Annotated in this window: 13 protein-coding genes and 2 pseudogenes (2 of these 15 running past the window's edge); 9 read left to right on the top strand and 6 right to left on the bottom strand. The window is 44.7% G+C overall.

Going from position 1 to position 17,434, the window contains the following annotated elements:
* From A2294_03345 to A2294_03335, 3 genes and pseudogenes are all read right to left on the bottom strand, one after another.
* Window positions 1–86, bottom strand: a pseudogene (locus A2294_03345) (hypothetical protein); it reaches 3,907 nt to the left of the window's first position.
* 278 nt (window positions 87–364) lie between these two features.
* Window positions 365–1,618 carry a hypothetical protein gene (locus A2294_03340; GenBank protein OGH86205.1) on the bottom strand — a complete coding sequence of 418 codons (1,254 nt, stop codon included), beginning with the start codon at window positions 1,616–1,618 and terminating at the stop codon, window positions 365–367.
* A gap of 31 nt (window positions 1,619–1,649) precedes the next feature.
* Complete coding sequence (locus A2294_03335; protein ID OGH86204.1) at window positions 1,650–2,216, bottom strand: hypothetical protein; 567 nt, start codon at window positions 2,214–2,216, stop codon at window positions 1,650–1,652.
* Between the two features lie 517 nt (window positions 2,217–2,733).
* Between A2294_03335 and A2294_03330 the strand changes: the two genes are divergently transcribed.
* The 6 genes from A2294_03330 to A2294_03305 all read left to right on the top strand — a co-directional run bounded on the left by A2294_03330 (window position 2,734) and on the right by A2294_03305 (window position 11,055).
* A complete protein-coding gene (locus tag A2294_03330; protein ID OGH86203.1) occupies window positions 2,734–3,129 on the top strand; it encodes a hypothetical protein in 396 nt (131 codons plus the stop codon).
* Window positions 3,130–3,133: 4 nt separating this feature from the next.
* Complete coding sequence (locus A2294_03325; GenBank protein OGH86202.1) at window positions 3,134–5,092, top strand: hypothetical protein; 1,959 nt, start codon at window positions 3,134–3,136, stop codon at window positions 5,090–5,092.
* A gap of 21 nt (window positions 5,093–5,113) precedes the next feature.
* Window positions 5,114–6,565, top strand: coding sequence for a hypothetical protein (locus A2294_03320; protein OGH86201.1), 1,452 nt, complete (start codon window positions 5,114–5,116; stop codon window positions 6,563–6,565).
* Window positions 6,562–7,671: a hypothetical protein gene (locus A2294_03315; GenBank protein ID OGH86200.1), complete on the top strand. Its 1,110-nt coding sequence runs from the start codon at window positions 6,562–6,564 to the stop codon at window positions 7,669–7,671. The genes A2294_03320 and A2294_03315 overlap by 4 nt, the downstream gene beginning before the upstream one ends.
* Window positions 7,649–8,878: a hypothetical protein gene (locus A2294_03310; GenBank protein OGH86199.1), complete on the top strand. Its 1,230-nt coding sequence runs from the start codon at window positions 7,649–7,651 to the stop codon at window positions 8,876–8,878. Before A2294_03315 ends, A2294_03310 begins: the two co-directional genes overlap by 23 nt.
* 167 nt (window positions 8,879–9,045) lie before the next feature.
* Window positions 9,046–11,055: a hypothetical protein gene (locus tag A2294_03305; GenBank protein ID OGH86198.1), complete on the top strand. Its 2,010-nt coding sequence runs from the start codon at window positions 9,046–9,048 to the stop codon at window positions 11,053–11,055.
* Between the two features lie 74 nt (window positions 11,056–11,129).
* On the opposite strand, the gene A2294_03300 is transcribed toward A2294_03305, so the two are convergent.
* Both A2294_03300 and A2294_03295 read right to left on the bottom strand, forming a co-directional pair.
* The gene (locus A2294_03300) at window positions 11,130–12,317 is read right to left on the bottom strand and encodes a hypothetical protein (GenBank protein ID OGH86197.1); all 1,188 of its coding nucleotides are present in this window, start codon (window positions 12,315–12,317) and stop codon (window positions 11,130–11,132) included.
* Window positions 12,318–12,558: 241 nt separating this feature from the next.
* Window positions 12,559–15,306, bottom strand: a complete 2,748-nt coding sequence (locus A2294_03295) for a hypothetical protein (GenBank protein ID OGH86196.1) — start codon at window positions 15,304–15,306, stop codon at window positions 12,559–12,561.
* Between the two features lie 15 nt (window positions 15,307–15,321).
* On the opposite strand from A2294_03295, the gene A2294_03290 reads away from it, so the two are divergent.
* Both A2294_03290 and A2294_03285 read left to right on the top strand, forming a co-directional pair.
* Complete coding sequence (locus A2294_03290) at window positions 15,322–15,741, top strand: hypothetical protein (protein ID OGH86195.1); 420 nt, start codon at window positions 15,322–15,324, stop codon at window positions 15,739–15,741.
* Entirely contained in the window at window positions 15,742–15,927 is a 186-nt protein-coding gene (locus A2294_03285) for a hypothetical protein (GenBank protein OGH86194.1), read from the top strand.
* Window positions 15,928–16,142: 215 nt separating this feature from the next.
* Here the strand turns inward: A2294_03285 and A2294_03280 are convergent, their stop codons facing one another.
* Complete coding sequence (locus tag A2294_03280; protein ID OGH86193.1) at window positions 16,143–16,565, bottom strand: hypothetical protein; 423 nt, start codon at window positions 16,563–16,565, stop codon at window positions 16,143–16,145.
* A gap of 30 nt (window positions 16,566–16,595) precedes the next feature.
* On the opposite strand from A2294_03280, the pseudogene A2294_03275 reads away from it, so the two are divergent.
* Window positions 16,596–17,434 (top strand): annotated as a pseudogene (locus A2294_03275) (hypothetical protein) (it continues 171 nt past the right edge of the window).

Here is a 17,434-nt window from a genome sequence, read left to right as displayed (position 1 = left end):
GCGGCCACGCCCACTGACCACAAAATTGTGGTGGCAACTACGCCGATGGTAAGAACTTTCTTACCCATTTTTAATACATCGGTCATAAATGAATTTAATTCTTTCTTGCGGTCATGTCCGCCAGCTGGCGGATTTAGACACACAAATTTTTAATTTAAGCAGATACCCCTCGCCTTTCGGCTAGGTCAACCTTTGGTTGTCTGCCCTTTGAACATTGCTCTAATTGAGTCCCATGAACAAAGCTTTTAAATAAAGGGATTCAAGCGTTTTGAAACGCTTTCTAAAACTTACCCCAACTTACTTTGCGGGCTAAAGCCTTAGAGCTGTAAAGCTTTCAAGCTCCACAGCTCTCTGGCCTTACTATTTATTTAATGGTTGTTTTAATTTCTGCAGTCGGCGCAATAACGCCGGTGCTGGTGACAACACCAGGCACACTGGGAACGGCGGGCACTGTGCTGGAAGCCACTACCTGCTCCACAGGTACGGCTAAAATCTTAGTGGCATCTACTTTTACTTCTGCCACTTGGCTCAATACAGAACTCTGTTTTAATTTATCTACCGCCGCGTCTAAATTATCTTTAGCCAACTCATCTTTAGCCTCTGTTAAAGTGGTTTTGGCCGCTTCGGTAGTTTGTTTTACCGGTTCAACTAATTTTTCTTGAGCCGCTTTTAAAACAACATTCTCTGTTTTAGGAGTAGAGGTAGTCACAAAAGTATTTACCTGCTGTTCAATTTGCGTCACTTTTTGCGCAATAGCATCCAATTTGTTATCAACAATGCTTTTAACTTCTTCTTTAGAAACAGTGGAATTGTCTGCCTGATGTTTTTCCACAATTACTTCTATAGCTTTAACACCTGTTTCTTGAGCCACAGCCGCGGCTTGTTTTACCTGATCTGCCACTAACACTACATTATTATTATTTAAAACCGGCACCACGACAGCCACAACCGGCGCGTCTTTGGCGGCAATAGCGGCATCGGTATTGGTTTGTTCCAAACTCTTTTGAATTTCTGTTGATTTTTGATCAACCACTTTGGCCACATCTACCACCACCTGAGAAGAACCCACTGTTACCGGATCATTTTTAATAGTATCTAAATTAACTCTCACCACTTCCAAATCATTTTTTAAATGCTTAACGGCCTCTTCCACTTTTTGTTCTTTTTTAATTTTAGAAACATCACTCTTAACAATTTTCTTAACTTCCTCAGCGCGGCGGCCGGCAAATTCCATACGCAATTTAATTTCTTCTGGTTTAGAGGCCAAGGATGTCTGCATGCTTTCCGTAGCCAACTTAACAGAATACAGTACATCACCGGGCAAGCTGTTATAGGAAGCGCTGACAGTGGTTGTCCAACCGCCAAAAATTAAACCAAAGATAGCCATTACCGCCATTACCGGACGCACCACATAACCCACCATTCTGCTTGGCAAGAAAATTTTTAAAAAATTCCAAACACTGTCCATTCTCCACCAAGTAGCCGCCTTCTTGGCTTCCAAGGTATTGGAAATTTGCATAACCAAAATTTCCCGATTGGATTTTAACCACTCGGGATTCGGCGACACGCTGGCGCGCAAACTTTTAAGAGATTGAATTTTATTTTTTATTTCGGACATTTTAATTTTGATTGAGATTGGAATCGTTTCATTACTTGGATTCTTTATCCTCCATCACTTTTTTTAACGTCTTGAGCGCGCGATGCAAAAGCACGCGAGCGCCAACTTGTGACTTGTTTAAAATTTCCGCAATTTCTCCCACTGATAATTCATCAATAAAACGCAATGTCAAAGCTTCACGATATTCATCTTTTAAAACTCTTAAACTCTTAATCAATTCTTCCATTTCATTTTGCGTTTCCATTTTTTTTACAGCCGTTCCCTCATCGGAAAGTTTTTTCAAAAGCAAATCATCAATTGGTGTTTCTCCGGCCACGGCGCGATGACGATAAAAATCTATTACTTTATTGCGCGCCACGCGATACAAGAGACCGGCAAATTTCTTAACTTCTTTTCCACTGTTGATGTGCTCCCAAGTTTTTAAAAAAACTTCGGCAGTCAAATCTTCCGCATCGGCTACCGAAGAAACTTTAAAATAGATAAAACGATAAATCTTGGGGGCATACAAATCATAAAGCTTTCCAAACGCATCTGGGTTTCGTTTTACCTTGACCTCGTAAAGCAACCACTTTTCTTGTAGCTGTGTTTTGACTGACATTTAATAAGACGAAATTAAAAAGAAAATGTTACAGTGCCTATTGCAGAAGCTAATTTTGTTTAGATTACTTACAATAGACCCCACATCATTTTCCTATAATACTTATTACACTTAAAAGAAAGTATAGCAGAATAGCAAATAAAAAACAATGCCTCAATTAAGCTTACGTTCAACTTAATAGAAAGGAGCCTTTTTAGACTGTTAATCCTAGCCTTTTTTAATACATTGAAAGAATGATTAAAATTTCAAAAGTTTCAAACCTTGTCTAAACCACTCTGTTTGTATACACTAGTCTATACAAACAGAGGTTTTTTTGGACTTTAGACAAACCTGCAGAAAAAAAATTAAGCTTAATTTTTAAACCCCTTTCTCCACCCAGGCTCTTGACATTTTTTAACCCCTGTGATATGCTGTTTGTATACACTAATCTATACAAACAGACCAAATTCAGGATATTAAACCAGTCTAACCAAGAAGCAAAAAAACACTTAAAACTAAACCTTTCAATAGCAGAAATATGAATGAAGTAATCAGACTATCCATTTCCGAAGCAGCTAGAATTTTTGGAATTAATTCACAGACCATTAGAAGAGCTATTAAAGATCAGGAAATTAATTACGCGGTAGTCAGGGGCAGATACCAGTTGAATTTTGAAAGCCTCTTAAAATGGTCCCAGAAAAAAACTACAGTCAAAAACAAGTTAGAGCAAAAAGGCATTGGCCAATTTGTGGATAAGTGGAAAATTAAAAACCCCCTGTACTCCCCTAACCCCAAATTAATTAAAAACACCGAAGAGAAAGGAGAGAAAAAAAATAAAGAAAATAAAAAAGAGGAAGAAAAAAAACAACCCAAACAAGAGTCTCTGGACGGCTTACAAAATCAAGAAAAAAATACCAAGCAAACCGGCGCCTAATCAGTTGCCGGTTTGTGCTTTTTTTGATAAGATAAAGGTGGGAAAAATAACATTTCTTTTTTATATGTCTTCTCAAAAAAATCCTCAAGAAAAACCACTTGTGGGAAAAGTAATAGAGACAACTAACTTAGCCAAGGCTGAAGAAATTGCTCAAAATATTTTACCTGTTTTAGGTGATAACAAAAATCGTCCCAATTTTTTTATTGGCACACTCAACATTACGACAGCACCTTTTAAAGCCTTGGCTAAACCCTTACATCGTCATTATCACAAAAAATATCACAGCCGCTACAAGCACGCTAAAAAAATCTTTGCTTTGGATTTGGCCTTGGTAATCGGAGCCTTAGGTTTAGCCGCAACCGTCTTTTTTTTATTCTTTGCTCCGCCTGCCAAAAGTTATTTAAATATTTCTTTAACCGATTCAACCGCCACTGTGGGAGCGAATCGTGATTTTAAAATTTCTGTTATCAACAATACCACTGATAATCTTTCTGATATTGTTTTATCTTTTCAAATTCCCAAAAATATTTTCATCAAAGAATACCCGACTAACTTTGATCTGCCCAGCGCTTCCCTTAAACTGGGGTCATTGGCTAAATCGGCAACGCAAGAAATTATTTTTAAAGGCCAGGCCTGGGGAGCTCTTAATGAAACGGAAAAAATTTTAATCCGCGGGTCATTTATCACAGCACAAAATAAAAAAGTGGAACAACTTACCACCTTAGACATACCTTTAACCAAAACATCTTTAGAAGTTAATTGGACTTTGCCGGAAAAAATAATTGTTGGACGCGCTTTTAATATTGATATAAATTACCAAAACAATTCCGGCGACATGCTGTCCAAGGCTGTAATTATTCCCGACTTTCCCAAAGACTTAACCATTCTCTCCGGTACCAAAGATTTGTCACAAGGGCGCTGGGTCCTGCAAAACATTCCGGCCGGTAAAAACGAACAAATTAAAATTACCGCCTACCTTAATAGTTTAACTGCTTCTCAAAATGGCTGGGAAAAATTAACCTTGCAAAGCTTTTTAGAATTTAACAATCAGCAAAACTTGCAAAAAACTTTATTGCAAAACGTACCGGCGGCAGATAATGGGCTTAGTCTGCAATTTAAAATTGATGATAAAAAAACCTTTTTTAAACCGGGCGAAACCATTTCTTTAACCTTGCCTTACCAAAATAAAACAAACAAAGAAATTAAAGATTTGGTTTTTACGCTCACTTTACCTCCCATCCTAACCTCTAAGCAGGTGACTACTGTTTTTTCCCCAAAAATCTCTTTAAAACCCCAAGAGCAAGGAGAGACAAAATTGACTTTTACTCTGGCTAAAGATTTAAAACCGGGCGAAGAATTAACTCCCAATTTTTCTTTAATTTTGCGTCCCTCGGCCGATTGGTATTTTGTCGACGAGCCAACTATTCTTTACCGTTCTTTTGCCGAAGCTCAACAATTTAAAATTTCCACCTTTTTAAAATTGCACGCGGAAAGCCGCTACTTTACCGAAGAAGGAGACCAATTAGGTCGTGGGCCTTTGCCTCCACGCGTTGGCCAAACAACCAAATATTGGATTAATTTATTTGTCACGACCTCCCCTAATTCTGTAAAAGGTGTTCAACTAAGGGCAACCTTGGCCCCGGGAGTTTCTTGGACAGGCAAAACCATTGTCACCGAAGGAGAACCCATAAAATTTGATCCTATCACTCGCACAATTAGTTGGAAAAATGATTTGGTAGAAGCCACCGGCGGCGACACTTGCCCTTGCGTCGGCGCCGGCTTTGAATTATCAATCACCCCCTCTATTACTGATTTGGGTTTAACGCCAAAATTGTTAGATCAAATTTATTTAAGTGGTACAGATATTTATACTAATGAATATCTGGAAACCGGCGCCTCTCCCCTTACCACCTCCTTAACAACCGATTCTTACGCCAAAGGTAAAGGACAAGTGCGGGAGTAAACCAAGACTCCAACCAAAGATATGGAAACAATCATTTTTATTTTAATTGTTGCAGGAATACTGGCCTACTTTTGGCGCTTCCCCTTTCTGGGATTATATCTGGTCATTTTTACCGCTCCTTTTTTGGGTTTGACAATTGATTTTAGCCTTTACACTTGGGCTAGAAATCTTCCTCTTCTTTCCGGCGTGCAAGCCCCCCTGTCTGATATTTTGGCGCTGATTCTTTTAACATCTGTCATTCTGAAATCTTTAGCCAAGGTTCCCAATCGTCTGGCTTTATCCGAAAAAAAAATTTATTGGTTGATGATTTTTAAAGAAACCGGCTTTGAATATTTTATCCCCTTTTTAGTCATTGGTATTTTTTCTTTATTTAATGTGGAGAGCAGTCAACTAGCCGCGTCTTTTAAATATCTTCTGCGGCCAATCGCCTTTTTTTATTTAATGTGGATTGTCTTGCCTTACGCTGTCATTTCTTCCAAAAAAATTCTACAACTCTGTTTGGAAATAACTTTGGCCGCCGGCATAATTTCCGCTTTATTGGGCTGGTTTTCTGTTTTTCTAAAAAATGGTTTTGATTTTGGACAAAGATTAATCCCTGTTGGTTTTAAGGGCTTTGTCCCTTTAACCTATAACCATAATATTTTGGCCGAAGTATTAGTGATGGTTGTACCGCTGGTTTTTTACTTTTTTATTGATTGGCAAAAAAAAGGCCAACAACAAAACCTAGATAAAAAAACGCCGGAAGAAAAAAATATTCTTAAAGAAAATCGCCACAGGGCACGCCGAGCGGAAAAATTTTTTTTCTTACTTTTTGTTTTTATTGTCATTACCGCCCTGTTAACTTTTTCCCGCGCCGCCTGGCTCTCTCTTTTATTTCAGTTTTTGGCTTACTTAATTTTTAAAAGCTTTAAAAAAAATTCAGGACTGGAAAAATCTTTCACCGCGCCAGCATCTCTGCCCGCATCTCTTTTAAAAACCTTGGGAAAAGTCCTTCTTTTATTTTCCCCCTTGCTTGTTTACTTGGCCTTTTTTTCTTTTAGCTATACTGTTCAATCTTCCAATGCCACCCGTCTGGATATGACGGAGATAGCCCTGACTTATTTTAAAAAACATCCTTTAATTGGCAATGGTGTGGGCACTTTTACCACCTTAATTGCCGATACACGCCTTTTTGCCGTGGAATACGGCGATCCCTTGGATTCACACGGACTGATACAAAAACTTTTAGCCGAAGAGGGACTGTTGGGATTAATATCTTTTTTAATCTTTGCCATCTGGATAGCCTCTTCCTTATATACCAGTGCCAAATACTCGGATGAATCTCAACAAGATTTGAAAAAACTGATTTTAATTTCCTTTTTAGGCTGTCTAGTTTTTCAAATTTTCAATACCTCTTATTATAATCAGCATCTTTGGCTGATTGCCGGGTTAGGACTGGCCGTTAAAAAAATCTATCCGCCGGAAATTATATGAAATCTCAAAAAATAAAAATCTTATTTGTAGCTAATGCTTTAGAAGTGGGCGGAGCGGAAAAATTTTTGCTTGATCTTTTAAAATATCTTGACAAGGGCAAATTTGAGCCCTATCTTGCTACGGTTATTGGTGGCGGGGCTTTAGAAGAACAATTTTTACAGCTTAACCTGCCTTTATACATATACGGACGTAGGCGCCTGCGCTATTTGGGCGGCATTGTGCAATTTTGGCAATTGTACAAATTGATGAAAAAAATTAAGCCCGACATTGTCCACACCCAACTTTTTGCCGCTGATCTTTGGGGCCGTTTAGCCGCTTTTCTAGCGCAAGTTCCTTTAATTATTACCACGGAACAAAATGTTAATGTTGATCAAAGTCTATTGCGAGAATTTTTAAAAATGTTAACTTACAGGTTAACCGATAAAGTAGTGGCTATTTCCACAGCGGTTAAAAATTATGCTATTAAAAAATACAAGCTGGCGGCGGATAAAATTGTAATTATTCCTAATGATGTGGATATTGCCGCTCTGGAAAAAAGAATGATTTCAACGACGCCCAAAGCAATAAATAAAAAAATTATCATCAATACCGGACGCTTGGTAATTCAAAAAGGACAGAAATATCTTTTGCAAGCTTTTGCCGCTTTGCCACAAAAAAATGAATGTGAACTATGGCTGGTTGGCAATGGGCCATTAAAAAAAGAACTGCAAACGCAAGCGCAAAATTTAGGCATTGAAAAACAGGTGAAATTTTTAGGTACGCGGCATGATGTACCGGAATTATTAGCTCAAGCTGATTTGTTTGCTTTTTCCTCTATTTTTGAAGGGTTGGGCATTGCCGTTCTAGAGGCGGCGGTGGCTAAATTACCCATCGTGGCCTCTAAAATTGATGGCATCTTAGACATTCTTAAAGATGAAGAAAGCGGCCTGTTAGTAGAGCCTAAAAATCCCGAAGTTCTGACTAAAGCTCTGCAAAAAATACTGGAAAACCCCTACTTGGGCAGGCAACTGGCCGAACGCGCCTATCAGCAAGTAAAAAATAATTTTGATGTGGCGGTGGTAGTTAAAAAATATGAAGAATTGTATGAAAATCTTGCAAGTAAATAAATTTCTTTATCGTAGAGGCGGAGCGGAAACGCATCTTTTAGATTTAGCTAACCTTTTAGAATCTCACGGGCAAGAAGTGGGTTTTTTCAGCACGAAAAGCCCCAAAAACAGACCCACAACTTTTAACCGCTATTTTATACCTTACGTAGAAATGCACGAACAAAAAGGAGTCTGGAACAAAATAAAAACTTTTGGACATATTTTGTATTCAAAAAATGCTTCTCAAAAAATAACAGAGTTGCTTAAAGATTTTAGACCCGATGTAGCGCATCTGCACAATATTTATCACCACCTCTCCCCTTCTATCCTGCCAATTTTAAAAAAATACCACATACCAACAGTGATGACTTTACATGATTACAAATTAATTTCACCTAATTATCGCCTTTTTGACCGCGGACAAATTTGCGAGGGCGTTAAAGGCGGACGCTATTATGATTGCCTAAAACACAAATGCATCTTTGGGGAAACCTTGCCTTCTCTGGGCGCCACCCTGGAAATGTACTTGCACAAATGGCTTAAAATTTATGAAAAAAATATAGATTTATTTATCTCTCCCAGCCAATTTTTAAAAGATAAGATGGTAGAATTTGGGCAGGACGAAAATAAAATTGTGATTTTACCAAACTTTATCAATCTTTCTGTGGCTTCCATTTTGCCGCCTTTAGGCAATTATCTTTTATACACCGGGCGCTTGGTAGAAGAAAAAGGCTTGTTGATTTTGCTGGAAGCGGCTAAACTTATACCGGAAGTTTCCATTCGCATTATGGGCACAGGACCCTTGCACAATGAGCTATTTAACAAAATAACCTTGGAACAAATAAACAACGTTAAGCTTGTGGGCTATAAATCGGGTGAGGACTGGCAAAGAGAATTAAACAATGCCAGGGCTTACGTATTACCCTCCATTTGGTATGAGAATTATCCCATTTCTCTTCTAGAAGCTTCGGCGCGAGAAAAAATAACTATTGCTTCAAAGGTGGGAGGAATCCCGGAAATGATTACAGATGGCGTTGATGGGCTATTATTTAAAATGGGCGACGCTGAAGATTTGGCAAATAAAATAAAAAGTGTTTGGGATGATGAAAATAAATTGAGACAAATGGGTAAAGCATCCAGGCAGAGAGTGGAAAAACAAAATGATCCGGAAATCTATTATCAAAAGATAATGGGGATTTATGAGAGGGTTAGCAAAAAGATTGGGTAATCTTTCTCATCTAACAATTCGCCAGAAAACACGCTATCAAATTTCCCAGCGGGAAATTTGCACTCTCACCCCTGGTTCGCTCGTCCGCCTATCGGCGGACACCCTGCCCACTCACCCTGTGCGAAGGTTTTCTTTCCCGAATTGTTAGATGAAAAAATATTATTAAAATGCCAAATAAAATCCTAAAAAAATTAAAGCTTTTAACCGTAGCACTGCTAACAGTGTCGCTTTTAACGCCCTTTGCCACTGATTCAGCCAGAGAATTAAAAACTACCTTTCCTAAACGCGCCAACTATTTTTTGTCTTGGGATCTCTCGGACGCTACCGCTCAAGACTTAGCCAAATGGGATTTGGTAATTTTGGACATGGAGCACCAAATAAAAAACAAGGATAAAATCCTAAAAATGCGTTCTCTTAATCCCAACATCATTATTCTGGCCTATATCACTTCTCAAGAATTGCGCGATGATGCCTTGGTTCTACGCGCTTACACCCCCTTAAGAGCACAAATCAAAGAAAGTCTAAAAGATGAATGGTGGCTTAAAAATGCCAGCGGCGGACAAATTTCCTGGTGGCCCGGTACTCATTTATTAAACATCACAGATGAATGCCCTAAAGTGAACGGTCAAAATTGGGATGATTTTTTAGCGCAATTTTTAGCGGATAAAGTTTTAAGCAGTGGCCTGTGGGATGGAATCTTTTTTGATAATACCTGGAATTCTTTAACGGAAAAAGTGGGAGCTAATTTAGATATTAACGGCGACGGAACAGCCGAATCCCGCTCGGCTATTGAATCTTCCTATCAAGAAGGCTTGAATAATTTGTTTGCTAACTTGCGTTCCCTTACTCAAAATAAATATTTTTTAATGGGCAACGATGGAGATATTTTTACCTCACTCAACGGCATGATGTTTGAAAATTTTCCTTATGCCCGCGGCTGGACTAAAATGATGCAGGATTTTAATGACTTTCCGACACGCGCGAGAGCGCCGTCTTACAGTTTATTTAACGCCAACACCGCCAACAACGGCGGACAAGACGATTATCAAAAAATGCGCTTTGGTCTTACTTCTGCCTTGCTTGGCAATGGTTATTATTCTTTTGATTTAGGTGATCAGGATCATGGGCAGGCGTGGTGGTACGATGAATATGATGTAAGATTGGGCGAACCAACCGGACAGCCTACCTTTGTTAAAACCGGCCAAACCAATAATTTTAACTTAAAAGGTTTGTGGCGTCGGGATTACAAAAACGGAGTGGTTTTGGTCAACTCCGGGAATACCAATGAAACCACGGATTTGGGCGCGGAATTTGAAAAAATAAAAGGCTCACAGGACACCAACATTAACGATGGGACAGTTATTTCTTCCGTCACCATTCCGTCTCAAGATGGTTTGGTGCTATTGCGGCCGGTAGATAAAATCATCGGAGCGGTTTTTAACAATGGCGCTTTTATCAGAATCTACAACCCCAACGGACAAAGTTTGCGCAACGGTTTCTTTAGCTACGACAATCGCTTTAGAGGAGGAGAAAAGATTTTTATTGACGAAAATTTAGCCATAGGAACGGAAAAAAATAAAATAAAAATAATTAAAGATGAAAACCTTAGCGAATTTTATCCCTTTGGCAAAGCCTTAAAAGGCGAATTATCTTTAGCATTTAATCCTGGCGCGCAATTATTGGCTGTAGCCAGACAAAAAGAAAATAATGAAGTAAAAATTTACAACATCAACGGCGTTCTTAAAAAAACTTTTTTTGCCTTTCCCAGATATAACGGCGGAGTAAATTTAGCCTTAGGCGATGTCAACGGCGACGGAACGCTGGAATTAATTGCGGGCCAAAATAAAAACCGTTCATTAGTAAAGGTGTTTTCTTTGGAAGGCAAGCAAATCGGCGTTTCCTTTTACGCCTTTGGCTCGGGATTTAAAGGCGGCGTAAATTTAGCCGCCGGGGATATAAATGGCGATAGCAAAGATGAAATAATTGTTGGAGCGGGAACAGGCAAACCGGAAATCAGAATCCTTAATGAAAAAGGCAAACAAATAGTTCGTGCTTTTTTAGGCGCCTCATCTAAAGTAAAAACAGGTATTAAAGTGGCAACCGCGGATATTGATGGCGATGGAATGGCGGAAATAATTTCTTTATCCAGCAGTGTTTTTACTACGGCTTTAAAATAAGATTCTTTGCCTGCAATTCAGAATGACATTTTAAAAACGACCCATTGTGAGCTGGGCCGTTTTTAAATAATCTTTTAATAGGCCTTGACGCCTAACTTTTTAACCGTAAATTGGGGGGTATAAACAATCTCCAACTCTGCACCCTTATAAATTTCTTTAATTTTTTTAACAATTCCTTCCCAGTTATATTCTTTAACTGCTAATTTTTTATTATCTTCCCCTATTTGTTTAGCAAGATCAGAATTATTTAAAATCCAAAAAATGGCGCGTTGCAAATCTTTAGCCTGTCCCACCTCAAACAAAAATCTTTTATCTTTAATCAGTTCCTGATGCTCTAAAATATCAGAAGCAAGCACTGGCAAGCCATAACTCATGGCTTCTAAAACCACCAAAGGCAAGCCTTCGGAAACAGAAGGATGAACAAATAATTTAGCATTTTCGTAAAGAGAGGCTAAATCAGCGCCACCCTGCCAACCGGCAAAAACAATATCAGAATTGCCAACAGCTAAATCTTTTAAAGTTTGTACATATTTGTCCGTATGCACGCCCTCGCCCACAATCACCAATTTTAAACCATTGGTTAATTCCGGAGAATTTTCTTGTTTTAAAAATTTAAAAGCCTCTACTAATTGATGAATGGATTTATGAGAAATCAAACGGGACACAGACAAAATATATTGATTCTTTTGCAAAGCCAATCTTTTTAAAATAGTTGATTGAGAATTTGTTTGAGATAAATTAACCCCATTAGGAACATATTGCGCTTCGCAGTTATATTTTGCTTTGACATAATCTTTTAAAGTTTGGGAGACCACAATGGTTTGATGGGGAAAATAACAAGCCGCGCGTTCTCCCAAAGAAAGCATGAGACGAGCCAACAGACCCCATTTGCCATGCAATCTGTCCTGGCAATGGAAAGTGACAATAATTTTAGTTTGAGGAGAAAAAATTCTGGGAATAAAAGACAACAAAGCCGGACCAACACCATGATAATGAATAATATCAAAACCGCGAGGCAAAGCATCTAGGGTAGCCGTAAAGGTTCCGGTAATGGCATCTAAATTTTTTGTTTGAACACTTTTTGTATACAACAAATTAACGCCCTGGTAATCAGGGGCTAGGGATTGGGTGTACCACTTGCGGCAATAAACATTAACATCATGACCATCCTTAGCTAAACGAGTAGCTAATTCTTCCACATGTCTTTCCACGCCACCAAAAGTGGCCGGGATTCCTTTTTGTCCAATAAAGGCTATTTTCATAATTTCTAAGTATTTGAGCTAAAATAGGCATAATTAACCTATTCTAGAACTGTTTATTATAGCACATTTAAGCGGTTTTGTCAAGGTATGTACCATCAGTTATGTACCATCAGTTATGTACCATCAGAAAATAAAAAAAGACCCAAGTGATAACGCGTTAGCATTAAACACTTGGGTCTCGCGACTTACTCCTTAAAGTTTGCCGCTAGATGCTACTTGCCCTGCATCAAGGGGTTAATTGTTACTGGCACACCGCCGACAGGGTGAAGCCACCCGAGGCGCCGGCAAAGCCATCCACCACGACGTAGTAGGTGTCGCCTTCAATCATGGCGAAACTGGCGCTGTTGTTCCCCCAGGAAGTGCAGGCATTGGCCCTGCAGGCATCCGCGAGAACAAAGACATCCAGCTGGCTGGAGAGCCCGGAAAGGGAAACCCAAGCCGTGCCCGTGTAGGGAGCAATAAACTTGTAGACCGTCTCGGGGCCGGACTCGTCCAAGGCCGCGCAGGAATACGCGGACATGAGCGAATTGCTGGTCGCCGTATTGCCCTGGACGCTCTGACCACAATTGATCTGTCCTGCCGACGCACAGGTAGGCAAGCAGTTCGTGGCCATACGGCAGTCCGAATCGGCGCAGTCGATGTTGCCGTCGGCGTCGTTGTCCAGGCCGTCCGTGCAGACCTCCGGTACCTTGCAGTTCACCGCGCTGGCGCAGTCCGAATCGGCGCAGTCGATGTTGCCGTCGGCGTCGTCATCCACCTGGTTGGTGCAGTCCGCTTCCATGCAGTTGACCTGGAGGTCAAAGCTGGCCGCGGCACCGTTGTAACCATCCACGACCGCGTAGTAGATGCTTACCGGAACCGTGGTGACGGTGGCAGACGCGTAGCCCATGCTGGCACAGGAATCCGCCGCGCACCGGTCCTTCAGGATGAAGGTGTCCAGGTTGGTGGAGGAAGGATTGATGTTGATGGGCTTGAAGGTTACCTTGACGCTCGTACCGGGGTTGAAGACGAAGACGCCTTCGGAACCGGTCTCCGGGTACCCCGGCTTGCAGGAGTAGTTGTTGAGCCAGTTCTCGCCATCCGTGATACCGGACATTACTTCTCCGCAGTGCACGGTACCGATGGGCATGTTACAGGTACTGCAGGTATCGCCCTCGTCCGTCTCGCCGTCGCAGTCGTTGTCCGCGTTGTCGCAAGTCTCGTCCGTGGCGTGGAAGAGCGGATCACAGGTGTTGTTGCTCCAGGCTCCGGCCGAGCAGGTCTCAATGCCGGTGTTCCCAGCGCAAGCACCCACGCCGCAGGTCGTGCCCTGCGTCAAGCCCTCGTCAATCGTGTCGTCGCAGTCGTTGTCCGCGTTGTCGCAGACTTCCACGCCGGCCATTCCGGCCACCGCGTTGCACTGCGCACTCGAAGCATCCGCCTTGCAGACGTACTGGCCCTCGCGCTTGCACTCACCCACGCCTTCCAAACACGTTTGTCCCAGCACGTCACTCCACAGCTCGTCCGTCTGCCCATTGCAGTTGTCGTCCAGGCTATTGCAGAGTTCCGTGGCTCCGGGGTGAATGGCCGCGCTCTCGTCGTTGCAGTCCGTGCTGTTGTTCACGAAGCCCGTCGGCGTCGCGCAGGCAGAAGCGGTGATACTCACGTTACCGTAGTTGTCACCGTCCGCGTCGCGGTAAAAAAGCGACTGCACACCCTCGTCCGTTTCGGTGTCACAGTCGTTGTCCAACCCGTCGCACGTTTCCGCAGCGCCAGGGTGCACATTGCTCCGCGTGTCGTCGCAGTCCGCGTCATCCGTGACGTAGCCCTGCGGCACCGAACAGGCCATCAGCCACATGGAGCGGTTGCCGTAGGTATCACTATCCGAGTCTTCAAAAAAGATGGAAAGGACATCCTCGTCCACCTCGTTGTTGCAGTCATCATCCAAGCCGTTGCACACTTCCGTGGCTCCGGGGTGAATGGCCGCATTCATGTCGTTGCAATCGAGCGAGTTCGCGGCCGTGTAGATGAAACTTGGCGCGCACCAGCACCTTGAATCGCTCGTGCCATAACTGTCCTGGTCCCAATCGGCGTAGTAGGTCTGACAACCCAGCGCCCCTTCCTCGTCGATGAGGTCGTTGCAGTTGTCATCCAAGCCGTTGCAGGCTTCCACGCCCGCAGGACCGGGCAGGCAGGTGTCCACCAGACCGCCGTTCACGCAGGTCATCAAACCCGTGGAGGCGCAGACTCCCGTGCCGCAGGCAGTGGTCGGGGCCTGGTAGCCTTCGTCCGCAGTGCCGTCGCAGTTCTCGTCCTCGCCGTTGCAGTTGGTGTCGTCGCCCGTGGAAGCGAGCAGCTGACAGGAATCCAACACGTGGCCGCCCACGCAGGACGTCACGCCCGTGTTGGCGCAGACGCCCTGACCGCAGGTGGTGGGCAGAGAAACGTAGTCCTCGTCCGCCAAACCGCTACAGTTGTCATCCACGCCGTCGCAAGTGTTATCCAACACGTAAAGAGGATCACCGTCCACGCAGGAATCGGCCACATGGGCCGGAACGATGGTACAGCCGCCGCCGCCTTCGTTGGGCACGCAGGAAGCAGGCACGCAGGACGTCAGCCCCTCGGCGGCGCAAACGCCCTGGCCGCAGGTGGTAACCTGCGGGGCGTAGTTTTCATCCTTCTGCCCGTTGCAGTTGTTGTCCAAACCGTTGCAGTCGTTATCGTCGCCCGTCGCCTGGCCCGCTACTGCGTTGCACTCCAAATCCGTACCATCGGCCTTGCAGACCATGATACCAGACGCTTGGCAAACCGTGTCCGTCATCACCACGCAGCCCGTGCCCTTGTACTGCCAGTCCTCGTCGGTCGCACCGTCGCAGTCGTCGTCCAGCTCATTGCAGGTCTCCGAACTGGCCGGCACGCCTTCCACGCAGTCTTCGTTGTTAAATTCGCCATCCTTGCATACCGGCACACCGCGCAGGCACACGCCCGTGCCGCAGGTATTTTGCCCCATCTCGTCGTTGTTGGGATGCTGACAAGTGCCCGTGAATCCATCACCCCACAGGTACGTATTGCAAATGTCCTTGGTACAGTCGTTGTTGTCCTCGCACTCGTCGTTGCTGCCGCAGGGCTGGAGATCGCAGACATACTGCTCTCCGTCCAGGTAGCAGGCGCTCTCAAAAAGCAGGCCCTGACAGTAATTCTTCTCGCACACCGCCCCGTAGAAACGAGCGTCGCGCCACACCAGGGGCTCGCACACGAGGTCATCCTGGCACGGAACGGGGTTACCCTGGCTGTCCTTGAGCGGCTTCATCAGCCGTCCGTCGTCCGCCTTGGTTACCGTCGTCTCGCCGCGGTCGCCGTTGCAGGCCATGAGGAACGCACTGAGCACCAGGGCACCGAGAATCCGCATCACCTGATGCATGATTCCCTCCTTGTAAAAGGTTGAATGTCAATTGTCAAAGGCACTTACCGCCGGCATTTGTTTTATAGTCTAATCGCTTTAACCTCCTTTGCGCGATTAGGGAAAAAACCTCTGCCTTTGGTCAGGAGCCGTACACATGGCAAGCACTTGCCTGCCAATCTTTTAAGCCCAATTTTGTATCCTGATACATTTAAAATGAAACCTAGATAATAGGCTCAAAAGATTGTCAAACAAATTTAATTTCGCCCTTTTTAGGCGACTTTAGACTCTACCATAAGTTAAAAGTAATGTCAAGCTTAAATTATAAAAAAAGACCCGAGGGAGATGCTTGCCGTTAAGCTTGCATTTCCATCGGGTCCGCGTTTCGTCTTAGGAAACACTTAGCGCGTTTATCTCGCGCTCAAGGGCTTAGTACCGTTAAGGCACTACTTGCACCAAGGGATCCCGTCCGTGGGAGTCCCCCAGTTGGGCGTGTCCGGGTAGCCGTGGCTCGTCTCCACGAGCAGCACGTTCACGCCGCTCGGGTCGATCATCTGGGCGTAGGATCCGCCCACCCATGGCGCGGTGCTGTCGTTGATGCCGGTCCCGAAGACCCGCACATTTAGCTCCACCGCCGTGGGGTACCACCAGGAGTAGCACAGGTTCGCGGCGGGGATCTTCTCCCCGTTCTCCTTGAACCAGGCGATGTCCTGGGGCAGGTTGTCCTGCCCGACCCCGCCAAACGACACCCACACCTCGCAGTAGCGCCCGGTGGCCTGCCACTCGGTCGGGATCGTGCACCAGACGGCGAAGGCCGCGGTGGTGTGGGTGCAGGAGCCGGAGATCTGGTCGAACCAGTCCTCCGTCATCTTGTCCCCATCATCGCAGCTCACCGGCGTGTGGATGCACTTCCAGGCCTTCTCACTCTTGTCGCAGGTGTCATCGGTGTAGTTCAACCCGTCGTCGCAGTCCGCGTCCGTGGTGCACAGAGGCACCAAAACGCAGCCGCCCGTCCCATTGCACGCCGTCTTAGGGGTGTCGGGGTTGCCGTCGTCGCAGGCAACACCTTCATCTGCGGACCACTCCTCACACCGATGGAGGCCGTAGTAGTAGCCGCCGCAGGCATCCGACGGGCAGAACAGGTTCCAGCACTGCCCGCCGTTGTACTCTGTGTTGCACCACTGGTCGCCGTCGCACTGGTCGTCGGTCTTGCAACAGCCCTGCATCATCTGGTGCTGGCAGGCGGCCGTTTCCGAATCGCACCAGTCCCAGGTGCAGCTGTCGTTGTCGTCGCAGTTCTTGTACTCGACCGTCTCGCAAACGTACTCGAGCATGCCAACCGACGCCGGAACGCACCCCTGCGTGGTGCACGGATCGTTGTCCTCGCACACCACCTCCACCAACTTGCACCGGTTGGTGAAGCTGTTGCAGATGTCCTTCGTGCAGGGGTTGCCGTCCTCGCAGTCGCTGTCCTTCAGGCAGGCGTTGTTCGGCACCACGAACACACAGCCGCCCGTTGCCGGGTCGCAGGTGTCATCGGTGTAGTTCAACCCGTCGTCGCACTGCTTGAAGGTGTGCTCGCACTCGCCAGTCTCGTTGTTGCAGAGGTCCGTGCTGCAGGCGTTGCCGTCGTCGCAGGTGATGGTGGTGTAGACACACCCATCCTCCTGCGTCCAGGCCACATTCTGGCACTTATCCTCGCCCTTGCACTCGATCGGCGTGTTGAAGCACGCGCCCG

The sequence above is a fragment of the Candidatus Magasanikbacteria bacterium RIFOXYB2_FULL_38_10 genome (assembly GCA_001783145.1).
GTDB lineage: Bacteria > Patescibacteriota > Patescibacteriia > Magasanikbacterales > UBA10003 > GWC2-40-17.
The sequence above is the reverse complement of the archived record's forward strand: the minus strand, read 5'-3'. Positions and strand labels throughout refer to the sequence as shown.